At 64.9% G+C, this 18619-nt stretch carries 23 protein-coding genes; 10 read left to right on the top strand and 13 right to left on the bottom strand.

The features are described 5' to 3' along the window. Positions 1–8 precede the first annotated feature (8 nt). The 4 genes from lysA to argH form a co-directional block, all read right to left on the bottom strand. A complete protein-coding gene (gene lysA, locus OKW52_RS06420; RefSeq protein ID WP_264504982.1) occupies positions 9–1274 on the bottom strand; it encodes a diaminopimelate decarboxylase in 1266 nt (421 codons plus the stop codon). 107 nt (positions 1275–1381) lie between these two features. Further along, positions 1382–1693 (bottom strand): DUF2834 domain-containing protein, encoded by a 312-nt coding sequence (locus OKW52_RS06415; RefSeq protein ID WP_264504981.1) that lies wholly within the window; start codon positions 1691–1693, stop codon positions 1382–1384. Further along, positions 1690–1812: a hypothetical protein gene (locus OKW52_RS06410; RefSeq protein WP_264504980.1), complete on the bottom strand. Its 123-nt coding sequence runs from the start codon at positions 1810–1812 to the stop codon at positions 1690–1692. Before OKW52_RS06410 ends, OKW52_RS06415 begins: the two co-directional genes overlap by 4 nt. Next, complete coding sequence (gene argH, locus OKW52_RS06405; protein ID WP_164736565.1) at positions 1809–3197, bottom strand: argininosuccinate lyase; 1389 nt, start codon at positions 3195–3197, stop codon at positions 1809–1811. Before argH ends, OKW52_RS06410 begins: the two co-directional genes overlap by 4 nt. Positions 3198–3328: 131 nt before the next feature. Here argH and OKW52_RS06400 point away from each other — a divergent pair, with 131 nt between their 5' ends. From OKW52_RS06400 to yddG, 4 genes are all read left to right on the top strand, one after another. Beyond that, a complete protein-coding gene (locus OKW52_RS06400) occupies positions 3329–4171 on the top strand; it encodes an EAL domain-containing protein (protein ID WP_264504979.1) in 843 nt (280 codons plus the stop codon). A gap of 159 nt (positions 4172–4330) precedes the next feature. Next, positions 4331–5503, top strand: coding sequence for an acetyl-CoA C-acetyltransferase (locus tag OKW52_RS06395; RefSeq protein ID WP_264504978.1), 1173 nt, complete (start codon positions 4331–4333; stop codon positions 5501–5503). Positions 5504–5609: 106 nt separating this feature from the next. Next, on the top strand, positions 5610–6332 hold the full coding sequence (gene phbB, locus OKW52_RS06390; protein WP_264504977.1) for an acetoacetyl-CoA reductase: 723 nt from the start codon (positions 5610–5612) through the stop codon (positions 6330–6332). A 171-nt stretch (positions 6333–6503) separates the two neighbouring features. Next, positions 6504–7382 carry an aromatic amino acid exporter YddG gene (yddG, locus tag OKW52_RS06385; RefSeq protein WP_264504976.1) on the top strand — a complete coding sequence of 293 codons (879 nt, stop codon included), beginning with the start codon at positions 6504–6506 and terminating at the stop codon, positions 7380–7382. On the opposite strand, the gene OKW52_RS06380 is transcribed toward yddG, so the two are convergent. The 3 genes from OKW52_RS06380 to OKW52_RS06370 form a co-directional block, all read right to left on the bottom strand. Beyond that, complete coding sequence (locus OKW52_RS06380; protein ID WP_264504975.1) at positions 7360–7527, bottom strand: YdcH family protein; 168 nt, start codon at positions 7525–7527, stop codon at positions 7360–7362. The two genes, yddG and OKW52_RS06380, sit on opposite strands and share 23 nt — an antisense overlap. A gap of 126 nt (positions 7528–7653) precedes the next feature. Then, positions 7654–8400, bottom strand: a complete 747-nt coding sequence (locus OKW52_RS06375) for a tRNA1(Val) (adenine(37)-N6)-methyltransferase (protein WP_264504974.1) — start codon at positions 8398–8400, stop codon at positions 7654–7656. Further along, positions 8393–8596 carry a putative signal transducing protein gene (locus OKW52_RS06370; protein ID WP_127105068.1) on the bottom strand — a complete coding sequence of 68 codons (204 nt, stop codon included), beginning with the start codon at positions 8594–8596 and terminating at the stop codon, positions 8393–8395. The genes OKW52_RS06375 and OKW52_RS06370 overlap by 8 nt, the downstream gene beginning before the upstream one ends. Before the next feature lie 53 nt (positions 8597–8649). On the opposite strand from OKW52_RS06370, the gene OKW52_RS06365 reads away from it, so the two are divergent. Further along, positions 8650–9645 (top strand): polyprenyl synthetase family protein, encoded by a 996-nt coding sequence (locus tag OKW52_RS06365; RefSeq protein ID WP_264504973.1) that lies wholly within the window; start codon positions 8650–8652, stop codon positions 9643–9645. Positions 9646–9649: 4 nt separating this feature from the next. Here the strand turns inward: OKW52_RS06365 and OKW52_RS06360 are convergent, their stop codons facing one another. From OKW52_RS06360 to soxR, 4 genes are all read right to left on the bottom strand, one after another. Then, positions 9650–10495, bottom strand: coding sequence for a 4-(cytidine 5'-diphospho)-2-C-methyl-D-erythritol kinase (locus tag OKW52_RS06360; RefSeq protein ID WP_264504972.1), 846 nt, complete (start codon positions 10493–10495; stop codon positions 9650–9652). Further along, positions 10495–12213, bottom strand: coding sequence for a tetratricopeptide repeat protein (locus OKW52_RS06355; RefSeq protein ID WP_264504971.1), 1719 nt, complete (start codon positions 12211–12213; stop codon positions 10495–10497). The genes OKW52_RS06360 and OKW52_RS06355 overlap by 1 nt, the downstream gene beginning before the upstream one ends. Before the next feature lie 120 nt (positions 12214–12333). Beyond that, entirely contained in the window at positions 12334–13977 is a 1644-nt protein-coding gene (locus tag OKW52_RS06350) for an electron transfer flavoprotein-ubiquinone oxidoreductase (RefSeq protein WP_264504970.1), read from the bottom strand. Between the two features lie 81 nt (positions 13978–14058). Then, complete coding sequence (soxR, locus tag OKW52_RS06345) at positions 14059–14538, bottom strand: redox-sensitive transcriptional activator SoxR (RefSeq protein WP_264504969.1); 480 nt, start codon at positions 14536–14538, stop codon at positions 14059–14061. 84 nt (positions 14539–14622) lie between these two features. Here soxR and OKW52_RS06340 point away from each other — a divergent pair, with 84 nt between their 5' ends. The 5 genes from OKW52_RS06340 to OKW52_RS06320 all read left to right on the top strand — a co-directional run bounded on the left by OKW52_RS06340 (position 14623) and on the right by OKW52_RS06320 (position 17674). Beyond that, complete coding sequence (locus OKW52_RS06340; protein WP_264504968.1) at positions 14623–15006, top strand: VOC family protein; 384 nt, start codon at positions 14623–14625, stop codon at positions 15004–15006. Between the two features lie 143 nt (positions 15007–15149). Then, positions 15150–15620 (top strand): transcription elongation factor GreA, encoded by a 471-nt coding sequence (gene greA / locus OKW52_RS06335; protein WP_127105075.1) that lies wholly within the window; start codon positions 15150–15152, stop codon positions 15618–15620. An 11-nt stretch (positions 15621–15631) separates the two neighbouring features. Further along, positions 15632–16615 carry a hypothetical protein gene (locus OKW52_RS06330; RefSeq protein ID WP_264504967.1) on the top strand — a complete coding sequence of 328 codons (984 nt, stop codon included), beginning with the start codon at positions 15632–15634 and terminating at the stop codon, positions 16613–16615. Between the two features lie 4 nt (positions 16616–16619). Then, the gene (locus OKW52_RS06325; RefSeq protein WP_264504966.1) at positions 16620–17348 is read left to right on the top strand and encodes an AzlC family ABC transporter permease; all 729 of its coding nucleotides are present in this window, start codon (positions 16620–16622) and stop codon (positions 17346–17348) included. After that, a complete protein-coding gene (locus tag OKW52_RS06320) occupies positions 17345–17674 on the top strand; it encodes an AzlD domain-containing protein (RefSeq protein WP_264504965.1) in 330 nt (109 codons plus the stop codon). Before OKW52_RS06325 ends, OKW52_RS06320 begins: the two co-directional genes overlap by 4 nt. A 32-nt stretch (positions 17675–17706) precedes the next feature. On the opposite strand, the gene OKW52_RS06315 is transcribed toward OKW52_RS06320, so the two are convergent. Beyond that, positions 17707–18303 carry a hypothetical protein gene (locus OKW52_RS06315; protein ID WP_264504964.1) on the bottom strand — a complete coding sequence of 199 codons (597 nt, stop codon included), beginning with the start codon at positions 18301–18303 and terminating at the stop codon, positions 17707–17709. Positions 18304–18394: 91 nt separating this feature from the next. Then, positions 18395–18526 carry an aa3-type cytochrome c oxidase subunit IV gene (locus tag OKW52_RS06310; RefSeq protein WP_127105080.1) on the bottom strand — a complete coding sequence of 44 codons (132 nt, stop codon included), beginning with the start codon at positions 18524–18526 and terminating at the stop codon, positions 18395–18397. Positions 18527–18619 lie beyond the last annotated feature (93 nt).

Here is an 18619-nt window from a genome sequence, read left to right as displayed (position 1 = left end):
AAAACCCCTTACAGCCAGGCCGGTATCGTATCGCGGGCAATCATCTCGTCATAGGAGGGACGCGGGCGGATAACGGCGAAATGATCGCCGTGCACCAGAACCTCGGGGATCAGCGGCCGCGAGTTGTATTCCGATGACATCACTGCCCCGTAGGCCCCTGCCGAACGGAAGGCGACCAGATCGCCCGCCCCGAGCGGCGGCAAGGCGCGCTGCTTGGCAAAGGTATCCCCGGATTCGCAGATCGGGCCGACCACATCGACGGGGGCCAGCGAGACGCCCGCCTCGGCCTCGACGACGGGCAGGATGTCATGATGCGCGCCGTACATCGCCGGGCGCACAAGATCGTTCATCGCCGCGTCGATGATCAGGAAGGCGCGTTCCTCGGCTTCCTTGCGATAGATCACCTGCGAGACCATCATCCCCGCGTTGCCCGAAATCAGGCGGCCCGGCTCGATCTCGATCTCGCAGTCCAGATCGCCCAGCACCCGCTTGACCATCGCGCCGTAATCGGTGGGCAGCGGCGGTGCCTCGTTCGAGCGGGTATAGGGGATGCCCAGACCGCCGCCCAGATCCAGCCGCTCGATGCTGTGCCCGTCGGCGCGCAGAGCGCGGGTCAGCTCGGCCATCTTGGTATAGGCAGCCTCGAACGGGGCCAGATCGGTCAGCTGGCTGCCGATATGCATGTCGATGCCGATCACCTTGATGCCGGGCAGCGCGGCGGCGCGCGCGTAGATCTCGCGCGCGCGGCTGATCGGCACGCCGAACTTGTCTTCCTTGCGCCCGGTGGCGATTTTCTCATGCGTCTTGGCGTCGACATCGGGGTTCACGCGCAGCGTGATCGGGGCCTGAACCCCCATCGCCGTGGCGACCGCCGACAGCAATTCCAGCTCCGGCTCGCTCTCGACGTTGAACTGCCGGATGCCGCCCTCAAGCGCCTGCCGCATCTCGGACGCGGTCTTGCCCACGCCCGAAAACACGATGCGCTCGCCCGGAACGCCCGCCGCCTTGGCGCGCAGGTATTCGCCGATGCTGACCACATCCATGCCCGCGCCCAGATCGCCCAAAAGCTTGAGCACCGCGACATTCGAGTTCGACTTGACGGCAAAGCACACCAGCGAGGGCAGCGGGTCCAGCGCGTCCTTGAACAGCTGGTAATGCCGGGTCAGCGTGGCGCTGGAATAGCAATAAAACGGCGTGCCCACAGCGGCTGCAATGTCCGACATTGCAACATCTTCGGCATAGAGCTGCCCGTCACGGTAGAGAAAATGGTCCAACTTCGCCCCCGAATGCGCACGCGGCGCTTTCACTAAGTCAAGAATTGCACGCGTACGCGCGCAGGCACTAAGTCAAGCAATGCACGCCGACGCGCGCAGGTCGTAAATCAAGAGATACGCGGCTGCCCACGCAGAAACAGATACAACGGCAAGCCGCAGCTGACGCCGATCAGAAAACACGCCGGGATCGCCAGAAATCCGATCCAGTTGCGGGTGCGGATACTCTCCCACACCACCCAGACGCTGAGCGTGACAGCCGCGATGGTCAGATCCCAGACCAGCCCGGACGAGGCCGCATTGGCATGCCAGGCCTCGATCATCCCGCTGATCGACACGCCATTCTGTGAGAACCACGTCACGAACCAGACCATCGGATGCACCGTGCCCCAAAGCGCCAGCGCCAGCCAGACCAGTCTCACGAACCGGCCCGCCAGAACGCCCTCAGGTCGATGCCACCGTCGGCCTCGGGTGGATCACCCGCGCCGCAGGCGCTGAGCAGGACAAGCCCGGCCAGCGCCGCAATGAGAGAGCGTTTCATCCCAGGATCTCCTTCCAGCGGGCGACCTGCGCGCGGACATTCGCGGGCGCGGTCCCCCCATACGAGACACGAGAGCGCACCGAGTTGTCTACGCCCAGCACGGAATACACCTCTTCGGTGATGCCCGAATGCGCCGATTGCATCTCGGCCAGCCCCAGATCGGGCAGATCGCAGCCCTTTTTCTCAGCCATGGCGACCAGCGAGCCGGTGACGTGATGCGCCTCGCGGAACGGCAGGTTCAGGCTGCGCACCAGCCAGTCGGCAAGGTCCGTCGCGGTCGAGAAGCCGCTGGCGGCGGCCACGGCCAGCGCGTCCTGATTGGCGGTCATGTCCTTGACCATGCCCTCCATCGCGGCGATGCCCAGCATCAGGTTGTCAGCGGCGTCAAAGACCTGCTCTTTGTCTTCCTGCATGTCCTTGGAATAGGTCAGCGCCAGACCCTTCATGATGGTGAACAGCGCCACCGTCGCGCCCAGGATCCGCCCCAGCTTGGCCCGGATCAGCTCGGCCGCGTCGGGGTTCTTTTTCTGCGGCATGATCGACGAGCCGGTGGTGAAGGCATCCGACAGCCGAACAAAGCGGAACTGGGCCGAGGACCAGATCACCAGCTCTTCGGCAAAGCGCGACAGGTGCATGGCGCAGATCGAGGCGGCGCTCAGGAACTCCAGCGCGAAATCGCGGTCCGACACGCTGTCGAGGCTGTTCGCCGTCGGCCGGTCAAAGCCCAGCGCGGCGGCGGTCGCATGACGGTCGATGGGGAACGAGGTGCCGGCCAGCGCCGCCGCGCCCAGCGGGCATTCGTTCATCCGGCGGCGCGCATCCTCAAACCGCGATTTGTCGCGGCCCAGCATCTCGACATAGGCGAGCATGTGATGGCCCCAGGTCACCGGCTGCGCGGTCTGCAGATGGGTGAAACCGGGCATCACCCAATCCGCCCCGGCCTCGGCCTGCGCCAGAAAGGCGCGCATCAGGCTGTCCAGCCCGGTGACCACGGCATCCGCCTGATCGCGGACCCACAGACGGAAATCGACCGCCACCTGATCATTGCGCGACCGGGCGGTGTGCAGACGGCCTGCAGGCTCGCCGATGATCTCTTTCAGCCGGGCTTCGATATTCATGTGAATATCTTCCAGCGCCGGGCGGAAGGTAAAGGTGCCCGCCTCGATCTCGCCCTGAACCTGCACGAGCCCCGCGTCGATGGCGGCGCGGTCTTCAGCGGTGATGATGCCCTGCGCGGCCAGCATCGCGGCATGCGCACGCGACCCGGCGATGTCCTGGCCGTAAAGACGTTTGTCGTACCCGATCGAGGCGTTGATCGCCTCCATGATCGCGTCCACGCCCCCGGCAAACCGCCCGCCCCACATGCTGTTCGCGCCGTCGCTCATCATCTGTCCCCTGAAGTGTTGCGGCGCCGGTATACGCGCGGGGGCCTGCGGTGCAATCGGCTGGGGCTTTGCTGCGGCGGTTCACCTGCTGTTAACGGCTGGGCGTCAGGATCAGGACTGTTGGAGCAAGGATGCGCGCAATGACCCTGAGACCCCCCACAGACCTGCCCGTCGACGGCATGGAAAGCCCGCTTTCCGTTGCCGACCGGCTCAGGCAGGAAGAGACCATCACCATGGTGCGCCGCGCGCTGGATGAGCGGCGCGGAAGGCTGGCGTTTCAGCCGGTGGTGCAGGCGCGCATGACCAACCGTGCCGCCTTCTATGAGGCGTTCATCCGCATTCTGGATGAACAGGGCCGGGTCATCCCCGCGCGCGACTTCGTCGGCGCGGTTGAAACGCATGAACTGGGCCGCCGCATCGACTGCCTGGCGCTGGAAATGGCCCTGGCAGCGCTGGCGAAAGAGCCGTCGATCCGCCTTAGCGTGAACATGTCCGCCCGCTCTATCGGCTATGCGCAATGGCTGGCGGTGCTGGAGCGTGGGCTCAGGGCCGCGCCGGATGTGGCCGAGCGGTTGATTCTTGAGATCACTGAAAGCTCGGCCATGCTGATGCCGGATCTGGTGACGGTGTTCATGACAGACATGCAGGCGCGCGGCATCTGCTTTGCCCTCGATGATTTCGGCGCGGGCTATACGGCGTTCCGGTACCTGAAGGATTTTTACTTCGACATCATCAAAATCGACGGCCAGTTCATCCGCGGCATTGCCCATGATCCCGACAATCAGGTTCTGGCGCAGGCCCTGGTCTCGATCGCCCGGCACTTCGACATGTTCACCGTCGCCGAATCGGTCGAAACCGTAGAGGACGCGCGCTATCTGGTGGATATCGGGTTCGACTGCCTGCAAGGCTACTTTTACGGCGTCCCCACGACCGAGGCACCGTGGCTGACCTCGCGTCTGGCGAAACAGGGATGATGGCCCGTCGTTTACACGGCCCGGTGTCGCTAACGTCGCAAAATATGGCGGTTTGCCTCTCATTTCCGCACTGCGGCATTGATTTGAAAAAGGGGCGGGCGTAAACCTTCGCCCAGTTGCGGGGCCCCGTTGGCCACGCCCAACGCGAGAGGATCCCCAATGACCAACGTCGTGATCGTATCCGCTGCACGCACTGCCGTGGGCTCATTCAATGGCAGCTTTGCCAACACGCCGGCCCATGAACTCGGCGCCGCGGTGATTGAGGCGGTCGTTGCCCGCGCCGGTATCGACAAGGCCGAGGTCTCGGAAACCATTCTGGGTCAGGTGCTGACCGCCGGTCAGGGCCAGAACCCCGCCCGTCAGGCTGCGATCATGGCAGGCCTGCCCATCGAAGCCGCCGCCTGGGGCATCAATCAGGTCTGTGGCTCGGGCCTGCGCGCCGTCGCGCTGGCCGCGCAGCATGTCCAGTTGGGTGATGCGTCCATCGTCATCGCCGGTGGTCAGGAAAACATGTCCCTGTCGCCCCATGTCGCGAACCTGCGCGCGGGCCACAAGATGGGCGATTTCAAATTCATCGACTCGATGATCAAGGACGGTCTGTGGGACGCCTTCAACGGCTACCACATGGGCCAGACCGCTGAAAACGTCGCCGAACAATGGCAGATCAGCCGCGAACAGCAGGACATCTTCGCCGTCGCCAGCCAGAACAAGGCTGAAGCTGCGCAGAAAGCCGGTAAATTCGTTGACGAAATCGTCCCCTTCCTGATCAAGACCCGCAAGGGCGAGACCAGCATGGATGCCGACGAATACATCCGCCACGGCGCGACCATCGACGCCATGCAGAAACTGCGCCCGGCCTTCACCAAGGACGGCTCGGTCACGGCCGCCAACGCCTCGGGTCTGAACGACGGCGCTGCCGCCGTGATGGTGATGAGCGCCGAGGAAGCGGAAAAGCGCGGCCTGACCCCGCTGGCCCGCATCGCCTCCTACGCCACCGCCGGTGTTGACCCGTCGATCATGGGCGTCGGCCCGATCCATGCCTCGCGCAAGGCGCTGGCCAAGGCCGGCTGGGACGCTGCCGATCTGGATCTGGTCGAGGCGAACGAAGCCTTCGCCGCGCAGGCCTGCGCCGTGAACAAGGATATGGGCTGGAACCCGGACGTGGTGAACGTCAACGGCGGTGCCATCGCCATCGGTCACCCCATCGGTGCCTCGGGCGCGCGTATCCTGAACACGCTGCTGTTTGAAATGCAGCGCCGGGGCGCGAAAAAAGGTCTGGCCACGCTGTGCATCGGCGGCGGCATGGGCGTTGCCATGTGCCTTGAACGGTAAACACCGCAAAATTTCGCTTAAGACGCGGATAGGCGGGCGCAAGAATATTGCGTCCGCCTTTTCTATTGGGTAACAGAATTTCAAGGGAAATCGTGAGGAGGACGGCATGGGACGGGTTGCATTGGTTACGGGGGGATCGCGCGGTATTGGCGCAGCAATTGCGATTGCCCTGCAAAACGCGGGTTATTCGGTCGCCGCCAGCTATGCGGGCAATGACGAAGCGGCGAAAAGCTTCACCGCCGAAACCGGCATCAAGACCTATAAATGGGATGTGGCCGACTATGAGGCCTCGAAAGCCGGGATCGCGCAGGTCGAGGCCGATCTGGGCCCGGTCGACGTGGTCGTCGCCAACGCGGGCATCACCCGCGACGCCCCGTTTCACAAGATGACCCCCGACCAGTGGAAACAGGTGATCGACACCAACCTGACCGGTGTTTTCAACACCGTTCACCCGCTGTGGCCGGGTATGCGCGAGCGCAAATTTGGCCGCGTGGTGGTGATCAGCTCGATCAATGGTCAGAAAGGCCAGTTCGGTCAGGTGAACTATGCCGCGACCAAAGCGGGCGATCTGGGCATCGTGAAATCTCTGGCGCAGGAAGGCGCGCGTTTCGGCATCACTGCCAACGCGATCTGCCCGGGTTACATCGCCACCGAAATGGTGATGGCTGTGCCGGAAAAAGTGCGCGAGTCGATCATCGCGGGCATCCCGACGGGGCGTCTGGGCGAGCCCGAAGAGATCGCGCGCTGCGTCGCCTTCCTGGTGTCGGATGACGCCGCCTTTATCAACGGCTCGACGATCAGCGCCAACGGCGGCCAGTTCTTCGTGTAAAAACAAGGCGGCAGAGCGGTTACTGCCGCTCTGCCGCCCCTCTGCCCGGTCATGTGTGCACCACGTGGGCCAACGCCAGTAATCCTGAACATCGTCTTGTTCTTTTGACCCGGGTGCGTTTGTCTGTGGCGCCGGGCCCTGCCCCGGATAACGGGCAGAACGGACGGCACCATGGAGCGCAGCAAAGCCACCGCAATCGGGTTTTCGGCCGTGGCGCTGTGGTCGCTGCTGGCGCTGTTCACCGTCGCCTCTTCCCCCGTTCCGCCGCTTCTGCTGAACGCGCTGACCTTTGCGGTTGGCGGCGGCGTGGGGCTGATCTGGGTGATTGCAACTGGCGGGTTGGCGCAGTTGAAGTCAGTGCCGCTGTCGGCCTATGCCTTCGGCACTCTTGGGCTCTTTGGCTACCATTTTCTGTATTTCACCGCCCTGCGCATGGCCCCCGCCGCCGAGGCCGGGCTGATCTGCTATCTGTGGCCGCTGTTCATCGTGCTGTTTTCAGGCCTGTTGCCCGGCGAAACACTGCGCGCAGGCCACATCGCCGGGGCGCTGCTGGCCTTTGCCGGCGCGGCGCTGATTGTGGCACAGGGACTGAGTGCCGTCTCGGGTGCGTTGACAGGGTATGGCGTGGCGTTTTTGGCCGCGCTGACCTGGGCGGGCTATTCGCTGGGTTCGCGGCGGCTGAAATCCGTGCCCACGGCCGCTGTAGCCGTCACCTGCCTGATGACCGCCCTCTTGTCCATCGCCGCACATCTGGCTTTGGAAACAACGGCCTGGCCGGTTGGCCCGCTGGGGTGGCTGGCCGTTCTCGGCCTTGGCCTGGGCCCGGTGGGGCTGGCATTCTATACGTGGGACGTGGGGGTCAAGGGCGGTGACATCCAGCTGCTTGGCACGGCATCTTACGCGGCGCCGCTGCTGTCTACCTTGGTGCTGGTCGTTGCCGGGATGGCGGCGGGAAGCGTCACGCTGGCCGTCGCGGCAGTGCTGATCACCGGCGGCGCGGCCTTGGCCGCGCGCGCCGGGACGCGCGTTACTCGGCCGAAAGCCGGGTAATCTGCTCCTTGAGGCGCAATTTCTGCTTTTTCATGTCGGCGACTGCAAGATCGTCCACGCCGGGCGCGCGCTGCGCGACCTCGACCTGATCAGCAAGGGTCTGGTGGCGACGGCGCAGTTCCTGAAGATGAGACGTCAACGACATGGATATCCTCCTGTAACGGGTGTCCGTGCTCAGAGTGCACCACAGATTCATCGTTTTGTCACACAAAACCCGAACCGAATTTCCGTCAATTTGATCGAGCAAGCAGGAACAAGCCGATTCCCGGTGTCAGATCCAGTCAAGTGCCTGCGCATCGCGCAAGAGCGCGCGCGCGGCATCCGAGGCGTCATCGCGGTCTTCAAGGTGCTCAGCGCCAGCGTGCATGGTGAGCGGCGCCAGCAACCGGAAGACACCGCGCGCGCCTTTGCGCGCCTGCACAATCACCCGACCAGCGGGCCGCCCGACGCGTGAGGCAACGGGTCGCACGGCAATCGACCCGGCGGGACCGTCAAGCGCCGCAAGGATCGCGGGCAGGCGTTCGGCCAGATGGATCAGCGTCAGGGTGCCGCCGCTTTTCAGCCGCCGCAATCCACAACCGATCCAGTCAGCCAGCGGCGTCTCTTCGCGCAGCGCCGCAGCGCGGCCTGCATCCCGCGCGGCCGGAGAGCTGGGGCGATAATACGGAGGATTTGCCATAACGTGATCGAAAGTCACGCGCAGATCGGCTGGCAGGTCCGTCAGATCGGCGGTAACGATCCGCGCGTCCAGCCCGTTTTCCTGAGCATTGCGGCGTGCCAGCTGGGCATAATCGTCCTGCCGCTCGACCCCGCTCAGCGCCAGCCCCGGCAACCGCTGCCCCAGCGCCAGCAGCGCCACACCCGCGCCGCACCCCAGTTCAAGCACGCTGTCGCCCGGGCGCGCGCCGACACTGGCCGCCAGCAGCACCGGGTCCGTTGCGGCGCGGTATCCTGCGCGCGGCTGCCAGATCGACAAGCGCCCGCCCAGGAAAACATCGCGCGTCAGGGGTTCATCCATTCAATTCCACGCCGTTGTCGCGCAGGATGGCCTTGGCCAGAAAGAGATTTTCGTCGCGTACCATCAGCCGCTGCGGCACGATAGACAGCGCGCTCATATGGACGTCAACGGCAAACGTCTCTATACCTTCGGCCGCGAGAAGGGCCGTTGCAAAAGGGATGACCGTCGGGTCTGACGTGCGCAGCAGTTCTTTCATCCAGACAGTAGACGGCAAGCCTTCGCGCTTGTCAAAGCAGAGGCGAATGCCCGATGAGCGTCACCGAAATCAGCCCGCTTGAGGCCCTGTCGCGCGTTCTGACCGATGACATGGAGCGCGTGAATGTGCTGATCCGCGCGCGCATGGCCTCGGACCATGCACCGCGCATTCCTGAAGTCACCGCGCATCTGATCGAGGCGGGCGGCAAACGCATCCGCCCGATGATGACGTTGGCCGCGGCACGGCTGTGTGGCTACGAGGGCGACGCGCATATCAAGCTGGCCGCGACGGTCGAGTTCATTCACACCGCCACGCTGCTGCACGACGATGTGGTCGATGAAAGCGAACAGCGGCGCGGGCGTCCGACGGCCAACCTGTTGTGGGACAACCAATCCAGCGTGCTGGTCGGCGATTACCTGTTCGCCCGGGCGTTTCAGTTGATGGTCGAACCGGGCAACCTGCGGGCGCTGACCATCCTGTCCAACGCCTCGGCGGTGATCGCCGAGGGCGAGGTGCTGCAACTGACCGCCGCGCAGAACATCGCCACCGATGAAGCGACCTATATGACGGTGATCCGGGGCAAGACGGCGGCGCTTTTTTCAGCCGCGACGCAGGTCGGGCCGGTGATCGCGGGCGCACCCGAGGCGCAGGTGCAGGCGCTGTATGACTATGGCGATGCGTTGGGGATCTGCTTCCAGATCGTCGATGACTATCTGGATTACGGTGGCGCGGGCGACGGGCTGGGCAAGAACCTTGGCGACGATTTCCGCGAGCGCAAGCTGACCCTGCCGGTGATCCGGGCAATCGCACTGGCCGATGCCGAGGAACGCGCTTTCTGGGACCGCACCATCGGGCGCGGCAAACAGCAGGCGGGTGATCTGGAGCAGGCGATGGCGCTGATGGCCCGGCATGGCACGCTGGCGAGTACCCGCCAGACGGCGCTGGACTGGGCAGAGCGCGCGCGTCAGGCACTGGCCCCGCTGCCCGACCACCCGCTCAAGGCGCTGCTGAGCGATCTGGCGGGCTTTGTGGTCGAACGGGTGAACTGAGCCCTTACGGCGACGGCAGGCTGCGGGTCGGCAGAATGAAGCGGCCCGGCGCGCTCAGCGCCGTGGCGGCGGCGCGCATCGCCGTCTCGTCGGTGAAGATCCCGAAACATGTCGCGCCTGAGCCGGTCATACGGGCCAGCAGGCAGCCGTTCTGTGCGCCGATATCCGCAAGCAACGCCTCGATCTGCGGCATCAGGGCAATCGCCGGTGCCTGCAGATCGTTGCGCATTCCGGCCAGCCAGGCGCAGAGCGACTCTGCGTCCGGGCAGTCTGGCAGCGCGTCAGGCATCGCCGGGTTCCGGCGCTGGGTCATCGCCTTGAAGACCGCCGGGGTGGACAGCCCCTGCCCCGGATTGACCAGCAAGAGCCACAGCGCGGGAATGCCCGCCACCGGATCAACCCGCTCGCCCAAGCCCCGCATCCGTTGCGGTGCGGGTGCCGCCATGCAGACCGGCATATCCGCCCCCAGCCGCATCAGCGCCTCGGTGCCGGGCAGGGGCAGGTCGCGCGCCTCGGCCAGCAGATGCAGCGCGGCAGCGGCGTCAGACGAGCCTCCGCCCATGCCCGAGGCCACAGGGAGCTGCTTATCCAGCGTGAACGCGACGCCCTGCGCTGCGGTCAACCGCGCGGCGCGCAGGACCAGATTGTCAGGCTCAGGGGCGAGGGCAGCGGCGCAGGGGCCGATCAGGTCCAGCGACAGGCCGGGGCCGGTGCGCAGGGTGAGCAGATCGCCAGCTTCGGCAAAGACGACAAGGGAATCCAGCAGATGGTAGCCATCCTCACGCTGACCGGTGACGTGCAGCGTGAGGTTGATCTTGGCCGGCGCGAGGCGAGAAACCGCCGCGCGCATCAGTTGGCCGGGTGGAGGGGCGGCTCGCCCGCCTCGGCCCGCACGACGTCCAGACCGACCTCAAGCTTGCGGCGCAGTTGCTCTTCGTCCAGATTCTCGGCGGGCAGGAACGAGATCGCGCGACGCCACTGGAACCGTGCCTCGCGCTGACGGCCCACCGCCCAGAACACATCGCCCAGATGGTCGTTGAGGATGGCATCCGTCGGTTCCATTTCGACCGAGCGCTCCATATGCGGCAGCGCCTCGTCGTAGCGGCCCAGTTTGAACAGCGCCCAGGCGAGGCTGTCGAGCACATAGCCGCTGGTCGGATCGCCCGCGACGGCGCGTTCGATCATGTCCAGCGCTTCGTCATAATTCTCGCCGCGCTCGATCAGCGAATAGCCCAGATAGTTCAACACGGTCGGCTGATCGGGTTGAAGCGCCAGCGCCGCGCGGAAGTCCGCCTCGGCGGCGGGCCAGTCATCGGCGCGCGAATAGGCCACGGCGCGGGCAAACAGCAACTGCCAGTCGGGCCGCCCGCCAGCAGCGGTCAGCAGGTCAATCGCGCGGGTATAGGCCTGCGCGGCCTCGGCGAACTGGTTGTTGCGGCGCAGGAAATCGCCCAGCACGCTTTGGGCGGCAAAGCTTTGCGGGTTCTCTTGTGCCATGGCGGTCAGATCGGCGATGGCCTCATCGCGCCGGTCCAGCGTCTCCAGCACCTGCGCGCGCCCCATGCGCGCGGCAGTGCCAAACACATCGCCGTCCGGGATCGCGTCATAGGCGGCGGCGGCGGCTTGCGGTTGGTCGAGGAACTCAAAGACCTGACCGATCATCAGCTGGGCATCGCTCAGCGCCGGGTTCACCCAGACGGCGGCCTGCGCATAGAGCAGCGCCTCCAGCGCGTTGTCCGAGCTTTGCATCGCGCTGGCCATGACGCCGTAGACCTCGGCCATCCCCTGCGCCGGAGACGCGATCACGTTGAACGGCAGTGCCTGCCTGGCTGCGTAAGCTTCGCGCATGTGCACAAGGGCCGGATCGCTCGCGCCGGGAAACACCGAGTCAATCAGCGCAATCGCGTCGTCAAACCGTTCGGTCAGGCCCAGCAACTGGGCATAGGCGATGTAACCGCGCCGGTTCAGTGCGGCGGCCACACCGGCGTTGGGGTCTTCGATGATCTCGACCGCGCCCTCGTAATCGCCTGCCAAAGCCAGCGCCAAAGCGCGGCAATAGAGCGAAAAGTCCTGCATCCCGTCCAGACCAGCGACCTGATCCAGCGTCTCCAGTGACTCGGACATCCGGCCCGCGCCCAGATGCGCCCAGGCCAGTGCCAGTCCGTCGATCAGCGGGTGAACGCGCACAGTGTCGCCGCTGATGATTTCCAGCGCCGCCGTATAATCTTCGTCGTCAAAGGCCTTGGTCAGCAACACAATGGCTGCCGAACGGCTGGTCGGGTCCAGCGCGTTCAGCGCCTCCGCGTTGCGGATCGCGATCTCCTGCTCGCCCACGGACAGCGCGCTGACCACCAGCCCTTCAAGCGTGTTGATGTTCTGCGGGTCGTCGGCGTGCAGCCGCTCAAGATACGGCAGCGAGCCCGCGAAGTCGTTCACCACCCCCGCTTCACGGGCGGCCAGAAAGGCCCCCGCCGCATTCTGGGCCTGCCCCGAGTCCGGTGCCAGCACGGCGGCGGTGGACATCAGCAGGGCCAGAAGGGCCGGACGAAACTGTGGGGGAAAGGGCAAAGGTCACTCCAGCGGTGCTGAGGGATTGTCAGACCTCAAGGTGTAGCGACCCGGTTGCCCAAGGGCAATGCGCAGGGCGCCGCCGCGCGTGCGTGAGGCATCACGCACGCGCGAGATCGGTCACATATTCGGGTAATTCGGCCCGTCACCGCCCTGCGGCGTGGTCCAGGTGATGTTTTCGGACGGATCCTTGACGTCACAGGTCTTGCAGTGAACGCAGTTCTGGAAGTTGATGACGAACTCTTTCTTGCCGTCCTTCTCGACCACCTCATACACCCCCGCCGGGCAATAGCGCTGCGCCGGTTCGTCGTAGATCGGGACGTTCACCGTGATCGGGATCGTCGGGTCCGTCAGCTTGAGATGCGCGGGCTGCGATTCCTCATGGTTGGTAAAGCTGAAGGCGACGTTGGTCAGCCGGTCAAACGACAGCTTGCCATCGGGGCGCGGGTAGTCGATCGGCTTGAACTTGGCCGCCTCGCCGGTCGCCTTGGCGTCGTTCTTGCCGTGCTTCATCGTGCCGAAGACCGAAAAGCCCAGGGTGTTGGTCCACATGTCCAGCCCGCCAAGCGCCAGCGACGGGAAGAGGCCCAGCTTGGACCACAACGGCTTGACGTTGCGGACCTTCTTGAGGTCCTTGCCGATCACGCCGTTGCGCAGCGTGTCTTCATAGGCGGTCAGCTCGTCACCCTCGCGCCCGGCCTGCAGCGCGGCATAGGCGGCCTCGGCAGCCTCGATCCCCGAATGCATGGCGTTGTGGTTGCCCTTGATGCGCGGCACGTTGACCAGACCGGCCGAACAGCCCAGCAGCACGCCACCGGGGAAGGTGACTTTCGGCACCGACTGATAGCCACCTTCGGAAATCGCCCGCGCGCCGTAGGCCACACGCTTGCCGCCCTTGAGCAGCTCGGCGACCACCGGGTGATGCTTGAAGCGCTGGAATTCCATGTAGGGATAAAGATGCGGGTTGCTGTAGTTCAGGTGCACCACGAACCCGATCAGCACCTGATTGTTCTCGAAGTGATAGATGAACGACCCGCCGCCTGCGTTGCCGCCCAGCGGCCAGCCCATCGTGTGTGTGACAGTACCTTCGCGGTGCTTGTCGGGGTCGATCTCCCAGATCTCTTTCATGCCCAGACCGAATTTCTGCGGGCATTTGTCTTTGCTCAGCGCGTATTTCGCGATGAGTTGCTTGGCCAGCGAGCCGCGCACACCCTCGGCGATGAACACATATTTGCCGTGCAATTCCATGCCCGGCTCATAGTTCGGCCCCATCGAGCCGTCGCTTTCCTTGCCGAACTCGCCGGCCACCACGCCTTTGACGCGGTCGCCGTCATAGACCAGCGCCGAGGCCGACATGCCCGGGAAAATCTCGACGCCCAGAGCCTCGGCCTGTTCGGCCATCCAGCGGCAGACATTGCCCATCGACACGATATAGTTGCCGTGGTTGTTCATCAGCGGCGGCATCGGCCAGTTGGGGATGCGCAGCTTGCCCGCTTCGCCCAGCAGCAGGAAATTGTCATGCTTGACCGGCACGTTCAGCGGCGCGCCTTTTTCCTTCCAGTCGGGCATCAGGCGGTTCAGACCCGAGGGGTCCAGCACCGCGCCCGACAGAATATGCGCGCCAACTTCCGAGCCCTTTTCCAACACCACGACGCTCAGATCGGCATCCAGTTGCTTCAGGCGGATCGCCGCAGACAAGCCCGCCGGGCCTGCCCCCACGATGACGACATCATACTCCATGGATTCGCGTTCGATATCGGACATGGTGGCTCCTCGCGTCGGGTTGGCTGCCGTTTGGCGCAATTTTGTTTCGTGGTGGATACCCTCGCACCCTGCCCCGGTCAATCAGGACTGCGCGTCAGAGGTCAACACCGAGGCCGCACTATCCCCCATCAGATAGCGCGGGCCGCTGCCTTTGGCATGGGCGCGGTCATCGGGGTTATAAAGGCGGCACTTGGGCAAGCTCAGACAGCCGCAGCCGATGCAGCCGTCCAGATCATCGCGCAGCCGTTCCAGCGTGGCGATGCGCTGGTCGATCTGCTGGCGGAACCGCAGGCTGATGCGCGTCCAGTCGGCGGGGGTCGGCGTGCGGTTGCCCGGCAACTCGCTCAGCAGCGCGCGGATCTCGGCCAGTGACACGCCGAATTGCTGCGCAATCATCACAAAACTCAGCCGCCGGATCGCGGCACGGGCGAATCTGCGCTGGCCGCCCGCGTTGCGGTCGGCGGTGATGAGGCCCTGCGCCTCGTAGTAGCGGATCGCCGAAACGGCGAGGCCGGTGCGCTCGGCCAAAGCGCCGATGGCGAGGCCGCGTTCGGGGGGCATGGGCGGGCTCCTGAAAGGCTTGACCTAAAGTTAGGTTGAGCAATTACGCTGATCCCTGCAAGCCGAATCACAAGGAACCCGAGCATGGTTACGACGCTGGAACACACCAACCTTACCGTCACCGACGCCCTGGCCACCGCTGCATGGATGGCGTCGGTCTTTGGCTGGCACACCCGCTGGCAAGGCCCGTCGATCCACAGTGGCTTTTCCGTCCACGTCGGGTCCGACGACAGCTATCTGGCGCTCTATCAGCCCAAGACCCCGCCCGCCCGGAACGCGGCGGGCAGCTATGCCACGATCGGCGGGCTGAACCATATCGCCGTGACCGTGTCCGACCTCGACGCCACCGAAGCGCTGGTGCGCGCGCAGGGTTTCGCCCCGCATAGCCACGCCGATTACGAACCCGGACGGCGGTTTTATTTCAACGATAGCGACGGCGTGGAATACGAAGTCGTCAGCTATTCCTGAGACAACCGGCGCGCGAACGCCCACGCCCCGCCCGCTGTCGTGGCGGGGCTTGCATTCCTCGGCCCCATGTTGTCAGGTACACCGGTTGATCCGAATTGCCCCGGCCTATGGCCGTGGGCGTTTTCATTTGTATGTGAGACCCCATGGAAAAGATCCTCATGACCCGCCGCGGCTTTGACGCCCTGGACGAGGAACTGCGCCAGCTGAAAAGCGTGGAGCGCCCCGCTGTGATCCGCGCGATTGCCGAGGCGCGCGAGCATGGCGACTTGTCTGAAAATGCCGAGTATCACGCCGCCCGCGAGAAGCAGAGCTTCATCGAAGGCCGGATCAAAGAGGTCGAAGGCCTGCTCGGCCGCGCCGAAGTCATCGACACCTCGAAACTGAGCGGGTCGATCAAATTCGGCGCGACGGTGAAGATCGTTGACGAAGACACCGACGAAGAGCGCACCTATCAGATCGTGGGCGAATCCGAGGCCGATATCGAGAACAACCTGCTCAACATCAAGTCGCCGCTCGCGCGGGCCTTGATCGGTAAAGAGCCGGGCGATTCGGTCGAGGTCCGCACGCCGGGTGGCGAGCGCAGCTACGAAGTGATCTCCGTCGACTTTCGCTGACGGCCCCGGGTATGCCCGAGGACGCGAAACACCGCGCACGCAAGAGCCGCAAGGCGCACAAGCCCCGCATCTCGCCCGAGATGCTGGCCTTTGTGCTGTCGCTGGCCTGGCTCGTCTTGCTGGTCGCGGCGTTTGGCGTTCTGGGCCAGCAGGGCATGCAGATTGCCGACACGCTGGGGCTGGTGGTGCTGGCACTGGCGGTGTTCCTGCCGATCGCGCTGATCTGGCTGGCGGTGCTGGTCCTGCGCGCTGCCCGCGACATGCGCGACGAATCGGTGCGGCTGCACGCCACCGTCGAGGCGATGCGCCGTGGCTGGATTCGCGAACAGCAGGCGGCAGGCCTGTCGCTGAAGCCGACGGTCGAGGAAAAGCTCGACGAGATCGCTGCAGCGCAAAAGGCCACCGAGGACCGTCTGGTCAGCTTCACCACCCGCCGCAGCCTGCCGCGCAGCCTGTTGATCGAGGGCGACAGCGACGGCACGCAACCGCTGCTGGCGCTGGAAAACCCGGCCCCCGCGCCCGATCCCCTGCCACCCGCCGATTTCATCCGCGCCCTGAATTTCCCCGAGACCGAAACCGACGAAGCGGGTTTCGCCGCCCTGCGCCGGGCGCTGGCCGATCATGGTGCGGCGATTCTGGTTCGGGCCGCGCAGGACGTGCTGACCACCCTGTCGGAAGAGGGCATCTTCATGGATGACCTGCACCCCGACCGCGCCCGCCCCGAGGTCTGGCGCGCTTTCGCCATGGGGGTGCGCGGTGCCGAAGTGGCGGGGCTGGGCGGCATTCGCGACCGCTCGTGTCTGGCGCTGACCACTGCCCGGATGCGCTCGGACCCCGAGTTCCGCGATGCCGCGCACCGTTTCCTGCGCGCCTTCGACCGGCGGTTTACCGTGTTCGAGGCGCTGGCCTCGGACGGCGAGATCGCCCAGTTCGCCGAGACCCGCTCGGCCCGCGCGTTCATGCTGCTGGGCCGCGTCACCGGCATATTCGGATAAAGCAATGACCACAGCGCCAATTCTCACCCCTCGCGGGGCCTTCTTTCAGGGCATGCGCCACGGCGGACCCTTTGTGCTGATCGTCGGACCTTTCGGTCTGGTGTTCGGTGTCGTCGCGATGGAAACGGGCCTCAACGTACTGCAGGCGCTGTCGTTTTCGGTGGTGGTCATCGCCGGTGCCGCGCAGCTGACTGCGCTGCAACTGATGACCGACCAGGCGCCGCTGATCATCGTGCTGATCACCGCGATTGCGGTGAACATGCGGATGGCGATGTATTCGGCATCCTTGGCCCCGCATCTGGGCGATGCGCCTTTCTGGCAACGGGCGCTGGTGGCCTATTCGATGGTCGACCAAGCCTATGCGCTGTCGATCCTGCGCTTCGAGCAAGAGCCCGAACTCAGCACGGCGGTGAAGATCGCCTATTATTTCGGTGCCGTCGCGCTAATCTGCCCGGTCTGGTATCTGTCGACGCTGGCCGGTGCGGTGCTGGGCAATCAGATCCCCGCCAGCATCCCGCTCAGCGCGGCGGTGCCCATCGCCTTTATCGCGCTGATCGGCCCGATGCTGCGCACGCTGGCGCATGTGGCGGCGGCGTTTGTGTCGGTCGCGGGCGCGCTGCTGCTGGCCGCGCTGCCGTATAATCTGGGCCTTTTGCTGGCCGCACTGGCGGCGATGGCTACCGGCGCACTGGTCGAGATCTGGACCACCCGCCGACGGGGGAACACCGCATGATCATGTCCAACGGCACAATCTGGCTGGTGATCGTCTTGCTGGGGCTGGGCACCTTCGCGCTGCGCCTGTCGTTTCTGGGCCTGATCGGCAACCGCCCCCTGCCCGCCTGGGCCCTGCGTCTGCTGCGCTATACACCGGTCGCGGTGATCCCCGGCCTGATGGCCCCGCAGATCTTTCGCCTGCAACCGGACACCGGCCTGCCGGACCCCGTGCTGCTGGCGACTGTCGGCGTCACGCTGGTTGTGGGGCTGTGGACCAAGAACGCGATCTGGGCGATGCTGGGCGGCGCGGTGGTTCTGACCGCCCTCACCCTGATTGGTGCGTAAGAAAAAGGGGCCTCGCGGCCCCTTTTCCCATCTTATTCGGTGTATTGCTGCCGCTCTGTCGGTTCGGCGTCGGAATAGATCCGGTCCTCGACAACACCCGCGATGGTGCCGAATTGCTCGGACAGGCGGTTGGGCTGAAAGCCTGAGCGGATCCATTCGTACCCGGGCACCTGATTGAGGATATGCACGATGGATTTCGCGCAATAGGCGTCGGGCACGGGGCCTTCCTGCTCGGCCAGCCGCAGGATGTATTCGGCGGTCTCGGGTGGGACTTGCAGGTGCTGGATCAGCACATGATGCGTCCGGCGCGCATGGTAATAGGTGTAGCGATAGAGCTGCCGCTCATCGAAACCGTAATGCACGTCGTGCCGTTCGGGCGCATCGGGATGCGTCCACGTGCCCGCCGGGTCGAACAGAACCCGCTGGCTGGGTGCGTTGATCATCATCGCCGAATGCTCGCCGCGCCCGGTCTCGTTGTTGATCACGTTGAACACAACGATCTCGGTCGGGCCCTCATGCTGATAGCGGGCGGCGATCACATCGGCTTCGGGCGCCCAGGCGACGGGCTTGGTACAGGCGGCCAGCAAGGCCAGCGCCACAAGGGCCACAAGGCGCGTCAGCAGGGGCATGAGATGTCCTTCACCGAAGGGCTGGCGCGCCCGCAGGACGCGCGCCGCCGCACAGAGGTGTCCGCGTCGGCCGGTTGCCCGGCCCGGCGCGTCAGGCGTTGACCAGCGCCATGAAAATCAGGCAGCCGATTGAAAATGCTGCAACGATGATCGACGCACGAATGAAACCGTTGAAGGTTTTTTCCTGCGAGGTGGTGTCCATCGAGCCGTGTTCATGCGCCATTGTCGGAACTCCCGTAAGCGTGGATTTCCCCTTCCTTAGCGGATTGAGAAACCCCTGTCACCTGCAATGGACTGTGTCGCCATGGCACAGAAG

This window comes from Pararhodobacter zhoushanensis (assembly GCF_025949695.1).
Taxonomy (GTDB): Bacteria; Pseudomonadota; Alphaproteobacteria; order Rhodobacterales; family Rhodobacteraceae; genus Pararhodobacter; species Pararhodobacter zhoushanensis_A.
This window is presented reverse-complemented; position numbering and strand designations above follow the sequence as displayed.

What these genes read in the sequence shown, in the direction of transcription:
- OKW52_RS06410 (WP_264504980.1), bottom strand. Translation starts at nt 1,812, where the DNA reads ATGAAACGCTCTCTCATTGCGGCGCTGGCCGGGCTTGTCCTGCTCAGC.
- argH (WP_164736565.1), bottom strand. Translation starts at nt 3,197, where the DNA reads ATGAGCGACGGCGCGAACAGCATGTGGGGCGGGCGGTTTGCCGGGGGC.
- OKW52_RS06400 (WP_264504979.1), top strand. Translation starts at nt 3,329, where the DNA reads ATGCGCGCAATGACCCTGAGACCCCCCACAGACCTGCCCGTCGACGGC.
- OKW52_RS06395 (WP_264504978.1), top strand. Translation starts at nt 4,331, where the DNA reads ATGACCAACGTCGTGATCGTATCCGCTGCACGCACTGCCGTGGGCTCA.
- phbB (WP_264504977.1), top strand. Translation starts at nt 5,610, where the DNA reads ATGGGACGGGTTGCATTGGTTACGGGGGGATCGCGCGGTATTGGCGCA.
- yddG (WP_264504976.1), top strand. Translation starts at nt 6,504, where the DNA reads ATGGAGCGCAGCAAAGCCACCGCAATCGGGTTTTCGGCCGTGGCGCTG.
- OKW52_RS06380 (WP_264504975.1), bottom strand. Translation starts at nt 7,527, where the DNA reads ATGTCGTTGACGTCTCATCTTCAGGAACTGCGCCGTCGCCACCAGACC.
- OKW52_RS06375 (WP_264504974.1), bottom strand. Translation starts at nt 8,400, where the DNA reads ATGGATGAACCCCTGACGCGCGATGTTTTCCTGGGCGGGCGCTTGTCG.
- OKW52_RS06370 (WP_127105068.1), bottom strand. Translation starts at nt 8,596, where the DNA reads ATGAAAGAACTGCTGCGCACGTCAGACCCGACGGTCATCCCTTTTGCA.
- OKW52_RS06365 (WP_264504973.1), top strand. Translation starts at nt 8,650, where the DNA reads ATGAGCGTCACCGAAATCAGCCCGCTTGAGGCCCTGTCGCGCGTTCTG.
- OKW52_RS06360 (WP_264504972.1), bottom strand. Translation starts at nt 10,495, where the DNA reads ATGCGCGCGGCGGTTTCTCGCCTCGCGCCGGCCAAGATCAACCTCACG.
- OKW52_RS06350 (WP_264504970.1), bottom strand. Translation starts at nt 13,977, where the DNA reads ATGTCCGATATCGAACGCGAATCCATGGAGTATGATGTCGTCATCGTG.
- soxR (WP_264504969.1), bottom strand. Translation starts at nt 14,538, where the DNA reads ATGCCCCCCGAACGCGGCCTCGCCATCGGCGCTTTGGCCGAGCGCACC.
- OKW52_RS06340 (WP_264504968.1), top strand. Translation starts at nt 14,623, where the DNA reads ATGGTTACGACGCTGGAACACACCAACCTTACCGTCACCGACGCCCTG.
- greA (WP_127105075.1), top strand. Translation starts at nt 15,150, where the DNA reads ATGGAAAAGATCCTCATGACCCGCCGCGGCTTTGACGCCCTGGACGAG.
- OKW52_RS06330 (WP_264504967.1), top strand. Translation starts at nt 15,632, where the DNA reads ATGCCCGAGGACGCGAAACACCGCGCACGCAAGAGCCGCAAGGCGCAC.
- OKW52_RS06325 (WP_264504966.1), top strand. Translation starts at nt 16,620, where the DNA reads ATGACCACAGCGCCAATTCTCACCCCTCGCGGGGCCTTCTTTCAGGGC.
- OKW52_RS06320 (WP_264504965.1), top strand. Translation starts at nt 17,345, where the DNA reads ATGATCATGTCCAACGGCACAATCTGGCTGGTGATCGTCTTGCTGGGG.
- OKW52_RS06315 (WP_264504964.1), bottom strand. Translation starts at nt 18,303, where the DNA reads ATGCCCCTGCTGACGCGCCTTGTGGCCCTTGTGGCGCTGGCCTTGCTG.
- OKW52_RS06310 (WP_127105080.1), bottom strand. Translation starts at nt 18,526, where the DNA reads ATGGCGCATGAACACGGCTCGATGGACACCACCTCGCAGGAAAAAACC.